Source organism: Sneathiella chungangensis, from assembly GCF_009882935.1.
Taxonomy (GTDB): Bacteria; Pseudomonadota; Alphaproteobacteria; order Sneathiellales; family Sneathiellaceae; genus Sneathiella; species Sneathiella chungangensis.
The window spans coordinates 512,017-534,013 of sequence record NZ_WTVA01000001.1 but is presented as its reverse complement, the minus strand read 5'-3'; the positions used below and the strand labels follow the sequence as shown (position 1 = coordinate 534,013).

The 21,997-nt window shown below is 47.3% G+C and carries 25 protein-coding genes and 1 tRNA gene; 24 read left to right on the top strand and 2 right to left on the bottom strand.

Features of this window, described 5'->3' with window-relative positions:
* Nucleotides 1–53: 53 nt before the first annotated feature.
* The 14 genes from GQF03_RS02605 (at nucleotide 54) to GQF03_RS02545 (ending at nucleotide 10,594) form a co-directional block, all read left to right on the top strand.
* Nucleotides 54–323: an SEL1-like repeat protein gene (locus GQF03_RS02605; RefSeq protein ID WP_161337621.1), complete on the top strand. Its 270-nt coding sequence runs from the start codon at nucleotides 54–56 to the stop codon at nucleotides 321–323.
* Between the two features lie 78 nt (nucleotides 324–401).
* Nucleotides 402–493 (top strand) — tRNA-Ser (locus GQF03_RS02600).
* A gap of 138 nt (nucleotides 494–631) precedes the next feature.
* Nucleotides 632–1,846 carry a tyrosine-type recombinase/integrase gene (locus GQF03_RS02595; protein ID WP_206376250.1) on the top strand — a complete coding sequence of 405 codons (1,215 nt, stop codon included), beginning with the start codon at nucleotides 632–634 and terminating at the stop codon, nucleotides 1,844–1,846.
* Nucleotides 1,843–3,138, top strand: a complete 1,296-nt coding sequence (locus GQF03_RS02590) for a hypothetical protein (protein ID WP_161337620.1) — start codon at nucleotides 1,843–1,845, stop codon at nucleotides 3,136–3,138. Before GQF03_RS02595 ends, GQF03_RS02590 begins: the two co-directional genes overlap by 4 nt.
* Nucleotides 3,139–3,324: 186 nt before the next feature.
* Nucleotides 3,325–3,552, top strand: a complete 228-nt coding sequence (locus GQF03_RS02585; protein ID WP_161337619.1) for a helix-turn-helix domain-containing protein — start codon at nucleotides 3,325–3,327, stop codon at nucleotides 3,550–3,552.
* Nucleotides 3,549–3,812, top strand: a complete 264-nt coding sequence (locus GQF03_RS02580; protein WP_161337618.1) for a hypothetical protein — start codon at nucleotides 3,549–3,551, stop codon at nucleotides 3,810–3,812. The genes GQF03_RS02585 and GQF03_RS02580 overlap by 4 nt, the downstream gene beginning before the upstream one ends.
* Before the next feature lie 52 nt (nucleotides 3,813–3,864).
* Complete coding sequence (locus GQF03_RS02575) at nucleotides 3,865–4,326, top strand: helix-turn-helix domain-containing protein (RefSeq protein ID WP_161337617.1); 462 nt, start codon at nucleotides 3,865–3,867, stop codon at nucleotides 4,324–4,326.
* A gap of 133 nt (nucleotides 4,327–4,459) precedes the next feature.
* The gene (locus GQF03_RS02570) at nucleotides 4,460–5,131 is read left to right on the top strand and encodes a hypothetical protein (RefSeq protein WP_161337616.1); all 672 of its coding nucleotides are present in this window, start codon (nucleotides 4,460–4,462) and stop codon (nucleotides 5,129–5,131) included.
* Nucleotides 5,132–5,141: 10 nt separating this feature from the next.
* On the top strand, nucleotides 5,142–5,354 hold the full coding sequence (locus GQF03_RS19170; RefSeq protein ID WP_380742285.1) for an HGGxSTG domain-containing protein: 213 nt from the start codon (nucleotides 5,142–5,144) through the stop codon (nucleotides 5,352–5,354).
* Nucleotides 5,355–5,576: 222 nt separating this feature from the next.
* The gene (locus tag GQF03_RS02565; RefSeq protein WP_161337615.1) at nucleotides 5,577–7,331 is read left to right on the top strand and encodes an adenylate/guanylate cyclase domain-containing protein; all 1,755 of its coding nucleotides are present in this window, start codon (nucleotides 5,577–5,579) and stop codon (nucleotides 7,329–7,331) included.
* Between the two features lie 652 nt (nucleotides 7,332–7,983).
* Entirely contained in the window at nucleotides 7,984–9,537 is a 1,554-nt protein-coding gene (locus tag GQF03_RS02560; protein WP_161337614.1) for a hypothetical protein, read from the top strand.
* A 38-nt stretch (nucleotides 9,538–9,575) separates the two neighbouring features.
* Nucleotides 9,576–9,725: a hypothetical protein gene (locus GQF03_RS02555; RefSeq protein WP_161337613.1), complete on the top strand. Its 150-nt coding sequence runs from the start codon at nucleotides 9,576–9,578 to the stop codon at nucleotides 9,723–9,725.
* A gap of 17 nt (nucleotides 9,726–9,742) precedes the next feature.
* A complete protein-coding gene (locus tag GQF03_RS02550; RefSeq protein WP_161337612.1) occupies nucleotides 9,743–10,204 on the top strand; it encodes a hypothetical protein in 462 nt (153 codons plus the stop codon).
* Between the two features lie 27 nt (nucleotides 10,205–10,231).
* Nucleotides 10,232–10,594: a Rap1a/Tai family immunity protein gene (locus tag GQF03_RS02545; RefSeq protein ID WP_161337611.1), complete on the top strand. Its 363-nt coding sequence runs from the start codon at nucleotides 10,232–10,234 to the stop codon at nucleotides 10,592–10,594.
* Nucleotides 10,595–10,935: 341 nt separating this feature from the next.
* Here GQF03_RS02545 and GQF03_RS02540 read toward each other — a convergent pair whose 3' ends face one another.
* Nucleotides 10,936–11,631: an IS6 family transposase gene (locus tag GQF03_RS02540; RefSeq protein WP_161337610.1), complete on the bottom strand. Its 696-nt coding sequence runs from the start codon at nucleotides 11,629–11,631 to the stop codon at nucleotides 10,936–10,938.
* Between the two features lie 198 nt (nucleotides 11,632–11,829).
* Nucleotides 11,830–12,732 carry a LysR substrate-binding domain-containing protein gene (locus GQF03_RS02535; RefSeq protein ID WP_206376251.1) on the bottom strand — a complete coding sequence of 301 codons (903 nt, stop codon included), beginning with the start codon at nucleotides 12,730–12,732 and terminating at the stop codon, nucleotides 11,830–11,832.
* A gap of 143 nt (nucleotides 12,733–12,875) precedes the next feature.
* Here GQF03_RS02535 and GQF03_RS02530 point away from each other — a divergent pair, with 143 nt between their 5' ends.
* The 10 genes from GQF03_RS02530 to metC all read left to right on the top strand — a co-directional run bounded on the left by GQF03_RS02530 (nucleotide 12,876) and on the right by metC (nucleotide 21,964).
* Complete coding sequence (locus GQF03_RS02530) at nucleotides 12,876–13,880, top strand: TRAP transporter substrate-binding protein (protein ID WP_161337609.1); 1,005 nt, start codon at nucleotides 12,876–12,878, stop codon at nucleotides 13,878–13,880.
* A gap of 3 nt (nucleotides 13,881–13,883) precedes the next feature.
* Nucleotides 13,884–14,411, top strand: coding sequence for a TRAP transporter small permease (locus GQF03_RS02525; protein WP_161337608.1), 528 nt, complete (start codon nucleotides 13,884–13,886; stop codon nucleotides 14,409–14,411).
* A gap of 1 nt (nucleotide 14,412) precedes the next feature.
* A complete protein-coding gene (locus tag GQF03_RS02520) occupies nucleotides 14,413–15,717 on the top strand; it encodes a TRAP transporter large permease (protein WP_161337607.1) in 1,305 nt (434 codons plus the stop codon).
* A gap of 23 nt (nucleotides 15,718–15,740) precedes the next feature.
* On the top strand, nucleotides 15,741–16,160 hold the full coding sequence (locus tag GQF03_RS02515; protein ID WP_161337606.1) for a RidA family protein: 420 nt from the start codon (nucleotides 15,741–15,743) through the stop codon (nucleotides 16,158–16,160).
* Between the two features lie 30 nt (nucleotides 16,161–16,190).
* On the top strand, nucleotides 16,191–16,622 hold the full coding sequence (locus GQF03_RS02510) for a VOC family protein (RefSeq protein ID WP_161337605.1): 432 nt from the start codon (nucleotides 16,191–16,193) through the stop codon (nucleotides 16,620–16,622).
* On the top strand, nucleotides 16,619–17,518 hold the full coding sequence (locus tag GQF03_RS02505) for a polysaccharide deacetylase family protein (RefSeq protein WP_161337604.1): 900 nt from the start codon (nucleotides 16,619–16,621) through the stop codon (nucleotides 17,516–17,518). Before GQF03_RS02510 ends, GQF03_RS02505 begins: the two co-directional genes overlap by 4 nt.
* On the top strand, nucleotides 17,508–18,434 hold the full coding sequence (locus GQF03_RS02500; protein WP_161337603.1) for a polysaccharide deacetylase family protein: 927 nt from the start codon (nucleotides 17,508–17,510) through the stop codon (nucleotides 18,432–18,434). Before GQF03_RS02505 ends, GQF03_RS02500 begins: the two co-directional genes overlap by 11 nt.
* A 146-nt stretch (nucleotides 18,435–18,580) precedes the next feature.
* A complete protein-coding gene (locus GQF03_RS02495; RefSeq protein WP_161337602.1) occupies nucleotides 18,581–19,186 on the top strand; it encodes a cysteine dioxygenase family protein in 606 nt (201 codons plus the stop codon).
* Entirely contained in the window at nucleotides 19,183–20,799 is a 1,617-nt protein-coding gene (locus GQF03_RS02490; RefSeq protein ID WP_161337601.1) for a rhodanese-like domain-containing protein, read from the top strand. Before GQF03_RS02495 ends, GQF03_RS02490 begins: the two co-directional genes overlap by 4 nt.
* Nucleotides 20,792–21,964 (top strand): cystathionine beta-lyase, encoded by a 1,173-nt coding sequence (gene metC, locus GQF03_RS02485; RefSeq protein ID WP_161337600.1) that lies wholly within the window; start codon nucleotides 20,792–20,794, stop codon nucleotides 21,962–21,964. The genes GQF03_RS02490 and metC overlap by 8 nt, the downstream gene beginning before the upstream one ends.
* Nucleotides 21,965–21,997 lie beyond the last annotated feature (33 nt).

The following is a 21,997-nucleotide window of genomic DNA, read 5'->3' as shown; positions in this document are numbered from 1 at the left end:
TTAATCGGAGAGTGTTTTGTCTGGATAGTCGTTTAAATATGGGGAATGGAACAATGGCTAAACTCGAGGTGAAATATATAGAGAAACATTTGAAAAGCGCCGATGCAGGCGTGGCGGATGATCAGTTCCGGGCTGGCCTGCTATACTCGACAGGTGAGGGGGTGCCGCAGGATCTGGTAACCGCGCATAAGTGGTTTAACCTCGCGGCGATGAACGGAATTGAGGAAGCCCGCGAGAACCGCGCAGAAATTTCTCTCGACATGTCCGCCCAGGAAATTGCCAAGGCACAGAAGCTGGCCCGCGAGTGGATTATGGGCCGCTAGGGCCCGGTCTTCGCGGAACAAAAAAATTGCAACTAAACTCTTTGACACACGGCCAAAATCTGCCATATTGCCGCCTCCGGTGAGCTGGCCGAGTGGCTGAAGGCGCTCCCCTGCTAAGGGAGTATGGGGTCAACGCTCCATCGAGGGTTCGAATCCCTCGCTCACCGCCACAACCCACCCTCAGAACATATCAGACCCAATCACAATATCTCAATGACGGCGCATGATTCTGCGCTTGTTCTTGTCACGTTCTCTCAGGCTTTATCTTGTTCTTTCCCCGCATCGCGTGGTATGATGTGGGTGAAAGTATGGATGAAATAATGGCAAGGCAGATAAACAGACTTAGTCCGGTCGCCGTGAAGAATGCGACCAAGCGAGGTTTCTATGCCGATGGTGGTGGACTTTATTTACAGGTCTCGCCTTCGGGTTCAAAAAGTTGGGTCTATCGATTCACCCTGGACAAGCGAAAAAGGGACATGGGATTAGGGCCATATCCCCTGATATCGTTGGCAGATGCGCGCATGCAGGCCGAAAAATGCCGCCGCCTTCGTTATGAGGGCATTGATCCCATCGAGAAGCGCAACGAGCAAAAGCGGCAATCCCGTCTAGAAACTGCAAAGACTGTCACCTTCCGATTTTGTGCAAACGAATATATCCGGCTTAACAGGGCAGGTTGGCGAAATCCCCGTCAGGCGAAGCAATGGGAAAGTTCATTGCGGACATACGCTTTTCCTGTGCTTGGCGATTTGCCGGTCGATAAGATTGATATTGGCTTGGTGCTAAGAGTGTTGGAGCCTATCTGGCAGACGAAAGCGGAAACCGCGAGCCGTGTTAGAGGCCGGATTGAATCAGTTCTTGATTGGGCGAAGGCCAGAAAATTCAGGGAAGGAGAAAACCCGGCCAGATGGAAGGGCAACTTAAGTATGGTCCTCCCATCAAAAAAGAAAGTCGCGAAAGTTGTTCATCATCCCGCCTTGCCGTACACCGAAGTCAGCGACTTTATTTCAGACCTTAGAAAAAGAGACGGGCTGTCAGCTCTAGGGCTTGAATTGGTTATTCTGACAGCTTGCCGGACTGGTGAGATTATTAAAGCAAAGTGGTCAGAATTTGATCTTGATAAAAAGTTGTGGACGATCCCGGCGGACCATATGAAATCAGGCCGGGAACATCGAGTGCCTCTCTCCGAACCGGCGCTTGATGTGCTGAAGGAATTGAAAGAACATTCCCGCAATGACTTTGTTCTGCCCGGTAATGGAAACAAGGGAGGTTCATCAAATATGATATTCTTGCAGCTTCTTAGACGGATGGGCCGGTCGGATATAACGGCCCACGGCTTTAGAAGCACGTTCCGTGATTGGGCAGCGGAGAAAACAGATTATCAAAACGAGGTCGCGGAAATGGCGTTGTCGCATGCCGTTGGCGACCGCGTAGAGGCCGCATATAGAAGGGGCGATATGTTTGAAAAGCGGCAGCAGTTAATGGATGATTGGGCGATGTACTGCATCGGGCTGGGTAAAGAATGAGCACATATACAGTCGAGGGTCAGCTTTATGGTATTGTTCCATATGAAGCGGTGGTTAGGTTGTCCGAGGCTGGCTGGACGAAAAAACATATTTCTGAACGCTTATTAGATGAAGTGCGGCGCGGAAATATCACGTTAATTGCTAAATCTCCATCATTCTTTGGCAATAATGAATATAACCCCATTCCAAGCGGTCGGCGATGGCGCTCAATTGTTGACATGGATAAGCGCATAGCGGTTGTTCCGGCTAAACCTAAACTGACTGATAAAGAATTGGAAGACGAAAAAGGGACCGCGTCACGAACATATTATGTAGGTGAAACCCCCCCAACAGAAGAACTTACGACTACGGTTATTGCGTGTCTGGCTCATCCTGATCCTGACTTAAAGAAAGCCGGAATAGATACCAACGATATCGGCTTGACGGATGAAGCCTTAGTATATTGCGGAAAGTCGTATAAATGGAAAAACAACTTAGCGAGAGTCCCTGAATTTCCAGATATTGTATGGCACAAATTAACTGATTTATGGTTCTTATATCGGGAACTTGTTTCGTTTCTGACTTTTAGGTGGTCAGATAAATGGCTGGATGATTACCGTCACCCTCTTATTCCACCCGGCTATGCTCCAATAACAGAATTATGGGACAGCCTGCTTGTTGCGCTTTATGGTGATGGTGCGGCGGGTCCTATCGATTTTGTCCGGCGACAAGGCTTTACGCGCGGCGGGAAGGGTATTGGGGCAGGCTTCCCACTCGCGCCGGAGTGTTATAAGCGCGCATTTGATCTTATGCTGACGGCTCTTAGAGACGGTAAAATAAATGCTGTTCTTCAAGTAGGTGACAACATGGGTCGAATTAACCGAAGGCAGTGGGCTCACGAGGAGGGGCGAGCCGCGCTACATATGGGATATTTTATAGACGCCTCCAATGAGCGGGGCGAAGAAGAGGCGATCTACGTTAACGAGGAAGAAACCAAAGCGTTTGTTCAATCGATTTTACCTGACGTGACAGCGTTGCCAGAAGAAAAGCTAAAAAGGCGGCTCATCAACGATATAATGGATAAAAATATTGGAAAGAGGGGCGCATCTAAAAAGACGGCTGAAAAATACGCTTTGTGCGCTATTGATTATTATCGTTTTCGTGCAGAAGAGCCAGATAGCTTTGACGGCGCAATGAAGCGGGCGAGAGAAGAATTTAAGCGGCGAAATCCTGACGATAAAATCTCTACAATGGATAAGCAGTTAAATGAATACTTGGGAGCTGGCTGGCAATCAAAGTTCGAACTTAATTGACCCTACTTTGTGAGTTTCACAAAATTTCACCGTTTTTCATAAATAAGTATAAATCCACGAAACCCGCAGAAAACAGCCAATAATTAAGCAATAAAAATAATAACTTTTCTCTTGCTCACAATTCTGTGCGCGTCAGGATTGATCTTATTGGAACGGGGCGTTGCCCTTCTATTCAAGGATCAAACCATGACGACCATATTAGAAAAAGAGACTGAGGAAACGAGTGGCGGTTTTCGCCCCGCGTTATCTATCCCTGACACCGCCAGGGCCATCGGCAGTAGCGTGCCAACTGTTTATCGTGAGATAGCAGCAGGCAATCTCAAGGCGAAGAAGCTGCGAGGAAGATCGATAGTTCTGCCCGCAGAGATAGACCGATATTTGAACGCCTTGCCCAACATGTCGGCGGCGTCATGAACAGCAATAACCGCTTATGCGATATCCCAACAAAAAACCAGCGGCGCAAAGGTTTGGTCACTCGCGCGCTCGCTGGTTTCTTTTTAACCCTTATTACAAGGATTTTTCACATGCCAAAAGTACGACAAAAAGCCATCCAACGCAAGCAGGAAGGCAACGATCTCACCCGACGTCAGGCATCTTCAATTCGTCGCCGCTACCATGTTTCCCCTTCATTCGCCCGCATCATTGCACGGGAGTTTTTTGGAGGTGACGTATGAGTAGGTTGAAAGTCACTGCAGTTGTTGGACCAAAACAGAAGGACGCGGCCTGATGGCGCGCGGTGGCAAAGTGTTGACTAACGGGCGGAACAAAAATGAGCAGTTTGTTCCGCTCCCCTATGCGATGGTTCGTAGCGAAGCATGGCTATCGCTTAGTTCGGGGTCAATCAAAGTCTATGTCGAGCTGAGATCCAAGTTTAACGGCGGCAACAACGGCGAATTATCTCTTTCCTATGCGACGGCGCGTAAAAAATTGCACTTGGGTAATTCGACAATTGAGAAAGCCTTCGATGAGTTGGAGGAAAGGGGCTTTATCGCTTTAATCAAAGAAGGGCATTGGTATGGGCGCAAGGCTGCGGAATGGAGAGCTACCGATCGACCTTATCAGGGAAATCCGGCAACCAACGCATGGAGGCGATGGAAGCCGGGCATGGATTTCAGAAAAACAGAAGCCGCTCCCGACACGGGACATATTCACTATCTGACGGTCCCATCTCAGAAACGAGGGGCATAAATATGTCCCGCCTGAGTAATCGTCACGTCCATTTTAGATGCTCCCATGGTCCCGTCTGGGGAGTACCTATAATTACCACTCTTTACTCCAAGAATAGGCTACGGAGTAAATCAGTATCGAGGAGCGTTTGAGTATGACGAAGACAATGGAAAAGAAATCACCCACGAATGGAAAAGGAGACCAAGGGGTATTACTGCCAAGCCAGAAAGGGCGGTTTAAGAAAGAACTGAGCAAGATGTCTCCTGCTCTGGCGGAAAAGACAGCGGGCGTAATCGACGGGGGAAGTAACTACCCTTATTTGACGGCCAGAGAAGACGGCAATTTGGACCTTGTGATTGACGGCGACAAGGACGCGGGGCGGACGGCGCTCGTTGGTTTATTCGGCGTGCATGGGCCGTGGTATGCTCATGAACAACTATCGTTATTAAGAAGGACACACGCAACTGTCGAGCAATCCGCTGAGGATCAGGCGGAGAAGGCAAATAACGACTTGGCGGCAATCGCCTCAATCAGCCCTGATGGAGCCATGCAAAGCATGTTGGCAACACAAATGGTGGCAACCCATAGGGCCGCGATGAAAGCGCTGTCTCAACTGCATAGCGTTGATACTTTAAGGCAGGCAGATAGCGCCATGAACAGGGCTTCCAAGCTCCTGAATGTGCATATCAAGCAAATCGAGGCAATGAACAAGCTGAAAGGCAAGGGACAGCAAAAGGTCGTTGTCGAGCATGTGCATGTCCACAAGGGCGGGCAGGCCATTGTGGGCACCGTAGAGGGGGGAGGTGGGGTTAGTGCAAAAAAGTGAGGACAACCCCATGCGTTGCGGTGCGAAGACCCGTGACGGCTCTCCCTGTAGATCCTGGGGGATGAAGAACGGCAGATGCAGGATGCATGGCGGAACGTCACCGGGCGCGCCCAAGGGCCCCGGCAACGGAAACTATAAGCATGGATTTTGGACTAACGAGGCAATAAAAGAGCGGTCGCAGATGTCAGAGTTTATCCGGGAGATGCGCGACTCACTTCCTTAAAAAATCAGTAGTTTGTTCCATAGGCTCTGACGGGGAACAGGACTTCATCGGTGGTATCTAAAGACAGGGTATATGGGGAATATGATTATTCTTAAATTATGATATAACGTCACTACAGGATGCAAATCTGGAGCAGAAAAAAGTTGTGTTGCGTGGATCTACATATCCACATTTTATCGACACCGCAAGAAATTGCATCTCGGTGAACAGGAGCCCTGTCAGATGGTAGCCCATCGCACACAAAGACAACTCGCAGCGATTATGTCTGTCGATGTCGTTGGTTTTTCCCGGCTAATGGGCGTGGACGAAGAGGGTACGTTGGAGGCGCTAAAGCGCTTGCGGCAAACTATTGTGTCGCCACAAGTGACTAACCATCAAGGGCGCATTGTCAAGCTGATGGGAGACGGCGCAATTATCATCTTTTCCAGCGTCGTTGATGCCGTTTCAGCGGGAATTGCAATTCAACAAGCAATGAATGATTTTAACAATGAGATTTCCTTTGAGCATACCATCACCATGCGCATTGGAATCAACCTAGGTGACGTTATTCTGGAAGGCAAAGACATCTACGGTGACGGGGTGAATGTAGCAGCCCGCATCCAAGAAGTGTGTACTCCCGGCGGTATAGCGCTCAGTGCTACTGCATATGAGCATGTAAACGGCAAGGTAAACGCGGATTTCGTGGACGTAGGCGAACGGGTTCTGAAGAACATCACCCGGAAGATACGTGTGTTTCGCTGGCCTGATACACAAACAACCGAGTCTCCACCGCGGTTATCGTTACCCGACAAACCCTCCATCGTGGTGCTTCCATTTGACAACATGTCGAACGATCCAGACCAAGATTATTTTGCCGATGGTGTGGTGGAAAGTTTGACGGCGGCCTTGTCACGTATACGATCTTTCTTTGTAATCGCACGCAATTCAGCTTTTGCCTATAAAGGCCGTCATATGAACATCATCGATATTGGTCGAGAACTGGGCGTAGGCTATCTGCTTGAAGGGTCGGTTCAGCGGGCTAGCGGCAAACTGCGAATAACAGTCCAGCTGGTCGAGTCCACAACCGGGGCACATCTCTGGGCCGAAAAATATGATGGTGCAGACAGTGAACTTTTTGATCTTCAGGACCGGATTACCGAACAAGTTGCTGGTGCATTGCAACCTTCAATTCAAAAGGCGGAAATTGACCGCGCAACACGCAAGCGTCCCCATGACATGGGAGCTTATGATTATGCCATGCGCGCGATCCGCCACGTCTGGATGCAAGATCAGGAAGAATCCGCCGTTGCGTTGAAACTGCTGGAAAAATCACTTGCCATTGACCCTGACTATCCGCTTGCCCTGGCGCTGTCGGCTTGGTGTTGGGCTCAACATTCAGTTTACAACTGGACGGATGATATCGAAAGCGCGAAGACCCGGGCGCTGCATTTGGCAGAGAAAGCGGCTGCGTTCTCGAGCGATGATCCATTGATCCTTTCAGTGCTTGGTGTTGTCCATACGTTTGCCCGTAACCATGGTACCGCACGCATTATGCTGGAACGTGCAATTAAGCTTGATCCTAATGCCGCGTGGGCGCTTAGCAGACTGGGTTGGCTCGAGGTTTACGCGGACCGCCCTGAAGCTGCTTTTCAGCATTTCGAACACGCGATACGACTCAGTCCGCTTGATCCGATGAATTTCAATAATCTTGTTGGTATCGCCAGCGCGCACCAGATTTCCGGGGACTTTAGTGCGTCTGCAAATCTCTTCGAACGTTCTCTGATGGAACGACCAAATGCGTTTTGGATTTATCGTAATCTGGCACCCGCTTTGCTGGCCGCAGGCCGACGAGAAGACGCTGAAGCGGCGAAGAATCATATGCTGAAAGCATATCCAGCCATGACCATTAAACGGTTCAAAGATGCAATGGTGTTTTCTCCAAAAACTCTCGAAGGTATGGCTGTCTATCTTCGTGAACTGGGTATTCCCGAAGAATAAATTATGGCGTTGTTACAGTGCTGATGGAAGAAAACAGCTTGTTGGCTCATCTATTTTCTACTCTTCATGAATGATACAGCACTATCCTTTCCATTATCTCCTTAAATCACCGACTGACCTTCCAATAATCCGGGCCACATGGTTGGCTTCCATATGCCGCTTAATTGCAAGATATACGCTCAGAAACAATATCCGTTCCGTCTGAGGTATTAATGGTTAGTTGGCGGTAAAACTTGAAGCCATAAGACATTAAAGTTTGCGCATGATTATCAGAGCGGATTTGCTTGACTTCGCGGGCATCATATTGTTCGGCTCGGTTAACGCTTTGAGCCAGTTCCTGAGTCGACATTTTTCGGGGGTCGAGTGTGTAGACTCTCGTTATAGCGTCTCCCGAAAGGGTAACGCGCTCAAACGTAGTGCCCGGCATTACCTCTTGTGGAAGAGATTTGTTTTACGGGCGACATACTGCTTATCAAGCTCCGAGAACTTAAAATCGGCCGTACAACCGGCCAACAACAGGAAAAGTAGTAATATCCTCATCATCAACTCCTTTTCTTAAACATAGCACTTATCTATGAAGGAGAGTCCTAAAACTAAAGGTTGCTTACAGCAACGTTGACGATCTATCTTTAGGAGATAGGGGGATTATAAAATGAAAAAATGCCTATTTGTATTGGCTTTGATACTGTTGACAGCATGTCAGGACAATTCTGGTATTTCGACACAGGACAAGAATGCCGGTTCCCCCGATAAAACGTCGTATAAGATATACTCCGAATTGATGGGGCGCATTCTTGGCCAAGGCGTCGCAAACAATGTTGATATGGGGTTGCGAAAGGGGACAATTAATCCTTATCGGAAAGGGTTTCCAGGATATCAGCATAAGGCGCTAGCCGCATGTTTGGTTTGGGATACTGACGCTGTCCTGGCGAGTTCAAAATACTGGCACAGCTCGGGTAGCAGCGATTGGAGTTACGCCGCATTCAATGCATTGGACAAATGTTCTAAAACCGCGCAAGCAAGGGATCTCGATTGCAAATGCCAACTTGTGGACCACGATGACGTAAACGTCTTAGAAGTCCCGTACGACTTCCGCAAGGCCTATGAGAGCCTGCCAGAAAATAAATCTGGTTTCATAGCACTAGGAGATTCTGGCGGCGGAAGTCAAAGTAGCGATGAAATCCGTTATTTGGAAGCTCCTGTTGAACCAATAACCAGCCTGCTCACAGTAAGATATCGCCCAATTCATAAGGCTCCGCGCATTAAAGACGAAACCACTGTTAATGTTGATGAAAACGGAAAGGAAAAAACGTCCACCGAGCATAAAGAGAGCACTATTTTGGTATCCAAGATTGGAGAAAACCTGCTTTACCAGACGAGCTACACGGCTGAAGGCAAGGATTTCACAATAAATATGCTTATGTCGGAATTTGGCGAAGTCAGGGAAGTAACGGTTTCCGGGTCAGACACGGCGGCGTCGGGTGAAGTAAACCAGGCCTTGCAAACTTTCGAGTCGACGATAAAAGCCTATACAGTCGTTTATCCGCGCGAGGGCGTTAGAACTGGCGATGACCTCTTTGCCGATAGGGGCGAGGTTAGGATGGGTTCGTTTGACGCATGGATTTATATAAAGGGCGAAGTACAGGGGTTGTCTCATTTCCGTGGACGCCCGTCTATTTTGGTGGATCTGGCGGGAAGCTATCTCGTGATAGGCTCTAATCCAAAAGCTTACATGGACGGTTGGATGTTGCTCGACGTCGAGACCGGGATGACCACTAAAATGTATACAAGAATAGCCATGCGCTTTTCGGACAAGGCCAACCAATTTATCGTAACCGCGACTGACGAAATACGCCTCCCGCAATTGGCCCCAAAGCAAACCGCCGACCCATCCGAGAAACAATACTACCTGGACCTGGCATGGGAAAATCTTCTTGAGCAAAGGGATGTGTTTCCCGTGATGATAAAGCAAGTAGGCCGTGTCGGTTACGTAAAGTCTGCTTCGCTCATCGGAGGTAAGAAGTGCGATGCTGTCTTCCGGTATGATGAGACGGGGCAAGGAGATTGGGAAGTCACCTGTACTGATGGAACGCGGGCCGTAGGTGTCTTGCAGACGCTTGGTCGTGGCAAGGGGTCCAAGGGAAGCGGCTTTGATACGGACGGAAACAAGATCGATTTTCGGATTCGGCATGGAATCGCAGAATAAAAAAAGAGTGGAGAGCTGAAACACTATCCCCCCTTAAGATGACCGTTCCTGAGCTTGGCGATCTATCGGTGATTGCCGGTTATACCTTCGGTCGTATTGAGATAGAAAAGAAACAAGCACGTCCTGCGACGATGCAGGCATTTGCCAAGGTATTTCTGGAGCGGGATTTGTTGCCATCCCAATTTTAGGGAAATTGCACAAAATAATGACACATGAATTTAACAGCATCATTCTCTTACGTGGGGTCCTGACGGTGCCGAAAAATCTGGTTCTTGGCGCATCGTTTCTCGTTTTATCTACTTATCGAGTGATAGCGGACTATTACTTTTGCTGGGTCACCAAAAAGCTTAATCCAAGCTACGGCTTTTCCGAAGCTGAAATTAAAAAGAATAAGTTTTCAGTCAAGATCGAGGATCATAAGGAAAAGTCGTTTTTATCGCGATACTCAATTTTACCGGGCGAGGAAAAGATTTCATGCGACCGCTACGAAATTGATATGCGCGTTAACGGTGAACACGTTGGTGTAATCAAGTTCTATGTCTTTCGCTCGCTATTCGATATCCAGCTTTTCAGGGATATGACTTTTGTCCAGAACAATGGCCGCAAAGGAATATCGTTTAGATTTTGTGGGAGCGAGCGCAATGGACATTGTGGAGTCAGGAATTAGGCTGGCAAACAAAAGAGGGGAGTAACAATGAAAAAGTTTGTTGTTGGGATCATCACTATTCTCATGTTAGTTGGCGCCTATTCGGAGCCCGCAAGGGCCGTAACCACCCCGAATGTACTATTAAATTTATGCGATATAAACAAACCAGCAGACGACAATGCGAACATTTACTGTGCTTTGTTCATCTTGGGTACTGTTGAAACGTCCGAGTTCTTTTTTTTAGATGGTGACGACCTGGGAGGCTATAAGTTTTGTCGTCCTGACAATACGCTGAATAGCCAAGTGAATAATATCGTTTGGACGTATATCCGCGAGCACCCTGAGCAATGGCACTTCGCGATGATAACAGTGACTATGCTCGCTCTCAGAGAGGCGTTCCCTTGCGAGTAATACTGCAAGAGTGCCGTCAGGAAAGTAATTCGATTGCGATAACTAGAAGAAAACTGCTGATAATAGTCCAGCCCAGAATACTGACGAATTTCTTGAATCTGGGGCTTTCGCTTATCAAGCTTAGTGCGCCGGGAGAAAAGTTATTGCTATTGCAATTGCCGCAACAGCAAATAAGAGAATTAAGGAGTATTCCGCCAGCCGATTGGTAAGTTCGAGTATTTATACCATTGGTTTCCCGATCCTGCACACACCCTGAAAATTACCACTCGACGTGCCGCTATCAACAGAGGGCGTTGTCACATTAAGATCGAGTAGACGCAAAAAGTTATTGCTCAATACATTCAGGCAGGGGAAGTTGCCGCTGCCCAAACATCAAAAGCTTCTTCGCGGAGCTGCTTGAAGTAAGTTCGATTGATTAGGTGACGTTGGACGTAAAAGTTATTGTAGGTGGCTGAGTGAATATTGAGAAATCTTTGGGCGGATTCTGGAGACTTGAACCTCTGCATTTTTCGCTCTCTTCGCCTGACAGGAAGATGTGAGTTTTCAGCTCGATTGTTTGAACGTTTGTTGTCAAGATGCTCGGCAGTTAACCCCAAGGTTCGAAATGCCTTGTGATAGGATTTCAGTTGATCTGTTATGATTTGCGTTGGCGCAAAGCCTTGTTTTTTCAGTAGTTTCCGCATCAATTTCAAGGCAGCTTTCGTATTCCGTTTTGATTGTACGAGAAAATCCAGGACTTCCCCTTCGTTATCAACGGCGCGCCAGAGCCAGTGTCGCTTTCCTCGAATGACGATGACCATTTCATCCAGATGCCAGATATCATTGGGAGTAGGGCGGGTAGATCTTAGGTTTCTGGCTACTGGGTCACCAAACTTTAGAAACCATCGCCGAACTGTTTCGTACGAAATATCCAGGCCGCGTTCTGCCAGTAAATCTTCAACATCCCGATAGCTCAATGTAAATCGAGCGTAAATCCAAACGGCATGTTTAATTATGTGAGAAGGGAAGCGATGTCGGGAATAGGAGATCTTTTGCATCGCTGGAGATTAGAGGATCATAAATTTTCTCGCCACTAAGTTAATGTGACAATGCCTTCCGGAAAAGCCTCTTCTGACCGATATTTGCGGTCTCATTATCTGAATGCCCGGTGTTTTTTCACCTAAAGCCCGATAAATAGCACCATGATTAGACCTGTTTGCATTTGCTTAGATGGTACCTTTTCGAAATGACGCAAATTAAGAAAATCGAGATTCTAACAGCTTATTTATCATCGCTTTCACTTCCATAGATTTTTGCTTGTCGCTCCTCAATAGCAAGAAAGACTTGAGGTATATTGGGGGATCAAATGGAATAAGCGACAATCCGCTACGGTCAAAGGAGCTTTCAATCGCGAGGGGGTTCGTGAGGCCTATGCCGATTCCAAGCTTGACCAACTCCGCCACGGTAATGGCATAGGGTGTCTCGATGACAATATTTGGATTGATCCCATTCTCATTGAGAACAGTATCTATTTGTTGGCGCGCGCTATCCTCAGACATGAACGCGATAAAGTCCTCACCATCGAGATCTTGTGGTCTGATAACTTCTTTGGTTGATAAGGGATGTTTATTTGATACGGCACAGATTGCCCTGACACTTGTGAAAACTTCAAAATGCATCCCCTCTGTATCGATCTCTTCGGCAGCCAGTCCGATGTCAAAATGTCCGTTGTAAACCAGGTTGCGAACTCGAGCAGATGAGGCAATCTGCAGTGTAATCGCGGTACTCGGATATTCCTCTCGGAACTTGGCGATCGCCCTGGGTACTAGGGAAGAACCCTGTGAGGGAATGCTGGCAATTCGGATTTGCCCGGAACCGAGATCCCGTATTCTAGCTGCTGACGTCCGCAATGAATCAAGCCCACGAAAAGAAGTTTTCACATCGCGAAAGAACATTTCACCTTCCGGTGTTGGCACTAATCTTCCGCGAATTCGATTGAATAGGGGAAAACCAAGTGACCTCTCCAGTTCCGCGATTGCCCGACTGATAGCCGGTTGAGTTATTTGAAGTAGGTCTGCCGCGCGGGAGGCCGAGCCAGCCATCATAACTGCCCGAAAGGTTTCTATCTGCCGAAAGTTCATGCGAATTAAATAGTCCAATAATTTAACCTATAAGTTTTTAGCATAGACTTGTTTCTTTTCGTCAATTGTTTTTGATCATTTCCAGAGCTAACTTGATTTCACTTTCCCGTTTGGGGGCTTTCAAAGAATACAATTGAATATAGGCAGGTAAGGAATTGAATATGTCATTGTTGAAATCAACATTTACGAAAGTATTAACGTCCTGTGTTGTGGCCGGGATGTATATTTCTTCAGGAAATGCGGCAGAAGTTAATTGGGATTTCCCGATTTCTTGGCCGGAAAAGAATTTTCATACTGTAAACGCGACTATTTTTGCATCAGAAGTTGAAAAATCTACAAATGGCGAAGTACAAATTACTATCCACCCAAACGGCTCATTGGGCTTTAAAGGGCCGGAGATGCTCACGAGTGTAGAGCAGGGATTGGTGCCAATTGCAGATATTGTCATGAGTGCTCAATCTGGTATCGCGCCAATTCTGGCACTTGATACGCTGCCTTACCTCGTTAATGACATCGATCAATTGCGGATCCTCTATAAACATTGGCGTCCCGCAGTTGAAAATGCCGCGGCGAAGCATAATCAGAAAGTGCTTTATATGGTGCCCTGGCCCCCAGCCATGATCTACACGAAATCGCAAGTAAATAGCATAGACGACCTAAAAGGCGTGAAGGTTCGTACATATAGCAAAAGTTCCAGTGAAATGATGAATAGTCTCGGGATGACTGCGATACAGATGCCTTGGGGAGAGCTAATTCCAGCGTTAGCTTCTGGAGCTGTTGAGTCTGTGACTACTTCGGCAGCTTCCGGCGTCGATGGCAAGCTTTGGGAGTATCTGGACTATATGTATGTGACGTCCCACACATGGTCTACGAACATGGTGACAGTCAATCTGGATGCTTGGAATGCTTTATCTGACAAGCAACGCTCTACCATTGATGAATTAGCTCAGAAGCTAGAACCGGTGTTTATTGAGAATGCTCTTTCAGATCACATCGCAAAACTGAAAACGCTGCAGAGCAATGGCATTGAACTTGGGACAATTTCACCAGACACGCTAGAAAACATGAAGACGCTTACGGCGCCATTGGTCGAGAAGTATGTCAACGAAGTGGGTGCGCCTGCGTCTGATGTCCTTAAAAAATATCGCACAGAAATAAACGGCTAAGTGATGAACGTGAGAAAAGTGATAGGGCGTGCAATTCGCTTTGCTGATTGCCTGACTTTGGCAATGGCGTGGATCGCCGGCGGGTTGGTCATACTTGTGACGATACTCATCCTGATCGAGGTGGTGTCCCGTTCGTTATTGAACATTAGCATGGCTTTCGCTTGGGAGTTTTCCAGTTTTGGTGCCGGATTAGCAATGTTGCTGGGCACTCCCTACGCCTTTCTCACCTCTGGGCATATTCGTTTAACGCTGGTTGATGAAATGCTTGGGCAGCCATGGGCATCCAGACTGGCGATATTAACAACGTTGTTTGGGTTGATTGTTTTGGTTGGAATAACAGTCGCGACTGGGCAGCTAGCATATTACTCCTACAGTAGAGGGGTAACATCTTTTGCAACGGATCTGCCCTTAGCTTTACCACAGGCTGTCATTTGTTTTGGATTCCTTGCCGCTTCCATACAACTTGCGGCGGCTCTTGCGCGCCTCACCATGGATTTCGACAACTTAAATGTGAAAGGCATGGATGGGTAGCATGGCAATTGTAGCAATTTGTACGATTGTACTTCTTTTTCTTACTTTGGGAATGGGCCTGTGGATTGGTCTGTCACTCGTGACGACCGGCGCGGTTCTCATGGAAGTTTTTCGGAGCATTCCGACCGCAAAGTTATTATCTCAGCAGATATTCAATGTTGTGTCTACTCCAGAGTTAGTCGCCCTCCCGCTCTTCATTCTGATGGGAGAGATACTTTTTCATACGCGCCTGGCGGAAAATCTGTTCTCTGGATTGCGTGTTTGGATTAACCGGCTTCCTGGTCAATTGCTCCATGTAAATGTTTTGGCATGTACGGTTTTCGCCGCTGTTTCGGGTTCCTCTGCGGCGACCACGGCGACAGTTGGTCGCATTACATTGGATGAATTGGACAAGCGTGGTTATGACGGAAATGTATCCGTTGGATCGCTTGCAGGCGCAGGAACATTAGGTTTCCTGATCCCTCCTAGTCTCATCATGATTGTATATGGAGTTATCGCGGAAGAGTCTGTTCTGAAGCTCTTTGCTGCAGGGATTCTACCCGGATTGATGATTGCCGGACTATTCATGCTCTATATTGCCGGAGTGTCACTGGTTCGGCCGAAAGTAACGCCTAAGTCGGACGAAAAGTTTACGTTATCGCAAAAGCTTAAAGGTGTTCGGGAGTTTGGGCCGGTGACTTCACTCATCGTATTCGTACTTGGTTCAATGTACGGTGGGTTTGCAACACCAACAGAAGGGGCTGCATTTGGTGTTCTTGGGGCGATCATAATCGGAGTCTGTCAGCGAACACTGACAATATCAAACTTCGGAAAAGCCATTTTGTCTGCGACAAGAACCTCCAGTATGGTTTTTCTTATACTTGTTGGCGCAGTTTTCTTTTCTGTAAGTCTTGGGTTTCTTGGATTGCCCAAGTTTATCGCAGTGCAAATAGCCGGGCTGGAATTGTCGGCATTTCAGTTAATCGTTGCATTGGTCTTGTTCTACGCATTGCTGGGTACTTTTCTGGATGGCATTTCAAGTCTTTTGATGACCTTGCCCATTACACTGCCGCTGGTTCTACAGGCTGGGTATGACAAAATCTGGTTTGGTGTCTTCATAATCGTAACAATTGAGATGGCTCAAATTACACCGCCACTAGGTTTCAATCTCTTTATTCTAAAAGATATGACAAAGCGGACGATTGGGCAGATCGCCATGTCAGCCTTGCCATTTTTCTTGATACTTTGCTTGGCCTGCTTGTTGTTGGCGGCAATTCCGAGTATCGCGACCTTTTTGCCGTCAATAATCACAACAGATGTGAAATAAAGAAAACTACTAAGGAAAAGACAATGAGTTTTTCAGTTAAACAGAGCCCGAATTCAGAGAAAATCTTGATTTCTTCGGGGTCTCCATTTGAAGAAATGACAGGATACTCGCGCGCTGTTGCGTTTGGTGAAGAAATCCATGTATCTGGCACAACCGGGTATGATTATTCAAATATGACCATATCTGAAGATACCGGTGAACAAGCGGATCAATGCTTCAAAAACATCCAGAAAGCTTTAGAAATGGCCGATTTTGAGATTGAGGATATTGTTTGCTTGCGCACTTACTTTCCTAATCGCTCCGATTGGCCGGCCATCGCAGAGGTGATCTCCAAATGGTGCAACTCTGCTCGCCCGACCAGCACAGCCGTTGTCTGCGGCCTGGTCGATGAAGAAATGAAAGTTGAGATTGAGGCTTACGCTCGGCGGACGACCGCAAGGTAAACCAGTTTTCTCTGATGAAAAACCAACAAATTGGCGGGTGAAATGATTTCAAGAAATAGATCGATAGCGGATTGTACAATCAACTGGGTTTACACCGATGATCTTGTTGGCACCAAGGCGTTCTATGCCGAAAAAATCGGTTTGAAGGTTGCGTATCAGCAGGAAGGTACATTCATTTTTCATCTTGGCAGAGATTGTTTTCTGGGGATCTGTAAAGTTCGGCCGGGAAGGTATGTCGAGCCTCGCGGAACGATGAACACCATTGTGACGAATGAAGTTGATGATTGGTATGAAAAGCTGATTGACGCGGGCGTAGAAATTGAAAGTCCGCCGCAACATAACGAAACTTTTGGAATCTATCATTTTTTTGCAAAAGATCCGAATGGCTATGTCATTGAATTTCAACGATTTACAGATCCTCGTTGGGCCGAAATGCGAAAGCAGATGAGTAACGAAGAATGACAGATAATTTCACACTTTTTAATTACAGCCCCTACAACCGGCGGCCGCAAATCCGTTGGCCGGATGACGCTCGCATCGCACTCGTTGTAGTGCCCAATATTGAGTACTATGAATACAATCCACCAGGCAATTCCCGCTATCAGGGATGGGAACGTCCTGCCCCGGACATCCTGTATCTATCTCATCGGGACTATGGAAACAGGGTCGGGTTGCATCGCATGATGTCTGTGATGGAGCGATATGACGTTCGGGGCACGGTCTCGCTAAACGTGGCTTTATGTGATCACATGCCTGAAATTATCGAGGATTGTTGCAACCAAGGGTGGGAGCTTTTTTCGCATGGAATATACAACACAAGATATATGTATGGCCTGACCGAAGATCAGGAAAGAGAAGTAATTCGCGACTCGATCGCTTCTATCAAGAAACATAGTGGCCAGGATATGGCAGGATGGTTATCGCCATCCATCACACCGACAATTCATACAACTAGATATTTAGCAGAAGCCGGCGTGAAATATACATGTGATTTCTCCCATGATGATCGACCGATTGGAATTGAGTTTTCGGGAAGTCGAATTATTAGCATGCCGTATTCATATGAGATCAACGACTATTTCGCATTGAACTCATATCATTACACTCCTGAAGAATATCTGGATGTAATCAAGCGGCAGTTTGATCAATTGTACAAAGAAGGCGAAGAATCCGGAACAGTTCTCTCGCTGCCCCTACATCCTTACATCATCGGACAACCTCATCGGATTAATATTCTTGATCAGGCGCTTGATTACATTACCGGGCATTCAGCTGTTTGGCGTGCAACAGGAAGAGAAGTCGCCGATCACTGCCTTGCGCATTTTGATGAATATTATGGAGGCAATAATGGACGCTGACTATCTCCAATATGAATATCGCAGAAAAGGCTATGATCATGGTCTCTTCAGTTTTTCCAATAGCTTCTCTCGCCCACCTCTAGTACTACCCGGTGGGGCTAAAGTTGCGGTTGTGATACTGCCGGTTTTGCAACATTTTCCGGTTTCCGGGCAGGCCGGAGAGTATCCCAATTTATGGGATATAAGCCGGTATGATTACGGAGTGCGGGTAGGTATTTTCCGCATCCTTGAAACGCTGGGTAAGTTTGATTTTCCAGCTACCGTCGCATTCAATGCCTCTCTAGCAAAGCTCGAGCCCCTCGTTAATCAAATGCGCGATGCCGCCTGTGAGATCATTGGGCATGGAAGTAACATGAATGTCCTTTTCACAAACGACCTTGGGTATGAAGAAGAGAGCCGGGTCGTTGGTGAAAGCCTGCAAATTCTGGAGAGTACATTTGGAAGTAAAGTAACAGGCTGGCTATCTCCTCAATCTTCAGAATCAAATCATACTCCCCGCATACTTGCCTCACATGGGATCAAGTATCAATTTGATTGGTCGAATGATGACAGGCCCTATTGCTTTGATCTGGCAGATGAGAACCTGATCGCGATGCCCGGCAGTTACGAACTAAGCGACAAATGGGCGATGGAGCAGTTGAACTACACCTCTCCTCGTTGGGCGGATCAAGTGCTTCAATATGTGAATGTTCTCAGTACAGAGGCCAGCCAACATGGCGCACGCGTCATGACATTACAGCTTCATCCATGGATAGCGGGGCAACCGCATAGAATTAGGTCTCTTGAGAAAATATTTGAGCACTTTCAGGCGCGGGAGGATGTTCTGGTAGCAAAAGCAGAAACAATCATTGAGAGACTTGAACCACAACTTAGGAATGATGGCTCTATCGGGAATTCAGATGTAACGCCTCCATAGACGGGCTCAGGTTTAGAATTTTTCTGAGTTTATTCAATTGTCCGCCGCGACATTGCCATTGTTGCAACCAGTGGCCACAGGATTGCTTTGCCTAAAAGCCTTAAACGGGACGCAAACTTAAATCGCTGAAATGGAAGAAAATCAAAATGACGGGAATTAAGCGTGAAACAGAAGTGGCGAGCCTAATATCGTTCGCTCACAGAATATTTGATGAAAAAGGTCTTAGCCGTGAGACTTTGAGTGAAATATTGGACAGATTAACGGATCTGGCCGCACAAACAGACTTATGGAATTCGGAAGCCTATCCGCCGCCGAAGGAAGGCGAATTGCAGGTCCGATATCTGATTAGCCAAGATGAAGATGCAACCTACGCCCTCTATCTTAACACGATGCGTCCTGGGAAGAAAATTCCACCACATGATCATACTACATGGGCATGCATAGCGGCAGTAGAAGGTGTTGAGACAAACACAATTTATACCCGTCTGGATGATGGCGAGGAACCGGGAAAAGCAACCATCGAAAGCATCGATGAAATAGAAGTCGGTCCTGGACAGGGAGTAGCACTTCTTCCGAACGACATCCATTCAGTAACCATCATGGGGAGCGAGCCCATTCGCCATTTGCATCTATATGGCAGAGCGTTGGAGACACTGACTGAGCGCACGGTTTTCGATATTGAATCCGGAACCTGTCGGATAATGGATGTCGGCGTCAAAACACGTTCCGCGAATGCAAAGGACAAGTCATGAGTACCCATGTCACAACCAAGTTAATTACTGCGGACGAACTTAAGGCACGCTTGGCCGCTCTCGAAGAATTCGCCTTGCTGGATGTCCGCGAAGCCGGAGAATTCGGCGAAGGACATATGTTATTTGCCTCCAATTGTCCATATAGCAGGCTTGAACTTGATATCACGAAACTGGTCCCAAACCGGCATGCTTTATGTGTATTATGTGATGGAAATGACGGAGTGGCTGATCGTGCTGCCGTTCGGCTCAACGCGATCGGATATGAGAATATAAGAATTCTCCACCAAGGTATGCCTGGATGGGAAAAAGCTGGCTTTAGTGTCTTTAAAGGAATTAATGTTCCAAGCAAGATACTTGGTGAACTGATCGAAAAAGCTGAGAAAACTCCTACAATTACGCCCGATACATTGTCCGGCTGGCAAGAAGAAGGCAGGTCTGTGATGGTCATTGACGGCAGACCTTTTTCAGAACATGCTAAATTTACATTGCCAGGATCCAGATGTATTCCAAACGGCGAGTTTCTATACCGCAAGGATAGCATCTTGACTGATCCCGAATTGACCGTTGTCATTCACTGCGCAGGGCGGACACGCGGGCTGGTTGGGGTTCAAAGCCTGATCGATGCATCGATTGAAAATCCGGTTTTTGCATTGGAGAATGGAACCCAGGGTTGGGCATTGTCCGGGCGAGATCTAGTGCGGGGAAAGGTCGGCGAACCATTGCCGGAGGTCAATGCTGACATCAAAAAGCAAGGCGCAATTGTCGCAGATAGATTGGCGGCTTCGCATGACATTCCCTTCATCAGCGCAGGTACAGCCAAGCAGTGGTTTCACGACAAGTCGAGAACAACATACTTGCTTGATGTACGAACGCATGAAGAATTCGACGCAAGGCATGTTCCCGGGTCAGTGCACGCCCCAGCAGTGCAAATTGTTCAAGCGACTGATGAATGGATTGCCGTTCGCAATAGTAGAGTTGTGTTGATTGATGATAATGGCATTCGCGCAACTTCTGCAGCCTCAAGGTTAAAAAGGCTTGGCTATTCAGTTGCTGTAATGCGCACAGCTTTTGAAGCATTGGGAACATGGGACACTCCGGAAAAATCTTTGCCTGAATTCTGCGAATTCCCCAACATGAAGGAAATTTCAGCAGCGCAACTAAAAGCGAATAAGGATCAATTCAATATAATTGATGTGCGCCCCAGTTCTCAATATCGGGAAAAGTGTATTCCGGGGTCGTCCTGGTCCATACGCCCGAAGTTAGATCAGTTGGATTTCGAGCGCGGAACAAATGTTGTGTTGATCTCTGACAATCAACCTGTTGCCAATTTGGCAGCTCTTGACATCCAGGAAGCGACCGGCGCGGATGTGTATTTTCTAGTCGGAGGTTTAGAAAACTGGGAAGAAATTGGCGGCGAGCTAGAACAGGATTCCAATCGGCCATCTGCGGAAGAATCCATAGATTATTTGTATTTTGTTCATGATCGGCATTACGGCAACATGGAGTCCGCTCGGCAATATATTGCCTGGGAGATCCAACTGATAGACCAACTTGATAATGATGAGAGGCAGCTCTTCCAAATATCTTTAGAAGAGGAAGCCACCCATGGATAGAATGACGCAATTAGTAAGGTCCGGGAGAGATTTGCCCACGGATACTCGGCCTGCAGCAATCAATCCACCGGTTATCAAAGCATCAACAGTTCTTTATTCGAACTGGGAAATGATGCAGTCAGTCCGTTCCCGCCGAGATAAAGGCGAGAGAATATTTTCATATGGCGCGCATGGCACTCCGACGACGCACTTCCTCGAGGACAGTCTTTGTACCCTTGAAGGTGGTGATCGTGCGTTTGTTTTTCCAACCGGGCTCAGCGCCCTAGCAACGGTCTTCTTGACTTACACCAAGCCGGGGGATCATGTGGCGGTTATTGACAATGCATATCCTCCGGTTCGCAAGCTATGCGATGAATATTTTGCAAACCGGGGGGTAAAGGTGTCTTACTTTGCGCCTAACCCAGAAAGTCTTTCTGAGGTTATTCAATCTGAGACTAGCCTTGTACTGGCAGAGTCACCCGGATCAGGGACCTTTGAAATTGTCGACCTTCCTGCCCTCTCAAAGATAGCCCATGAGCATGAGGCGATACTTGCGGTTGATAATACATGGTCAGCGGGAGTATTCCTTCAGCCGTTGTTGCTTGGGGCTGATATATCGGTGCAGGCCGCGACAAAGTACTTATGCGGAGCATCAGACATTATGATGGGAACCATAGTATGCAAGGAAGCATGCGCAAAGCATATATATGATGTAGTGACATTACTGGGTATCATAACAAGTCCGGAAGATTGTTACGATACCTTACGGGGGATGCGCAGTTTATACCCACGACTTAAACAGCACGAACAAACCGCGATTGAGTTGGCGAATTGGCTAAATTGCCAGGATGAAGTGGCAATGGTTTTGCACCCATCATTGCCGGATCATCCTGGGCATGAAATTTGGAAACGTGATTTTTCGGGATCAAGCGGTTTATTCGCATTTGGTTTTACTGATGAGTTTGTCGCGAAAACACCGGATTTTATTAATGAACTAAGGTTGTTCGGTATAGGTTCTTCTTGGGGTGGTTTTGAAAGTCTTGCGTTGCCAGTATCGCCTGAATCAATACGAAGCTGCGGCTCCTGGGATGGTCCAAACACTTTGGTTAGAATACATGCGGGTCTTGAATCTCCCGGCGATTTGATTGCTGACCTTCAGCAAGCATTGGCCAAAATATCGCAATAAGAATGATTGGATAGATCGCATAGATGTATTGCG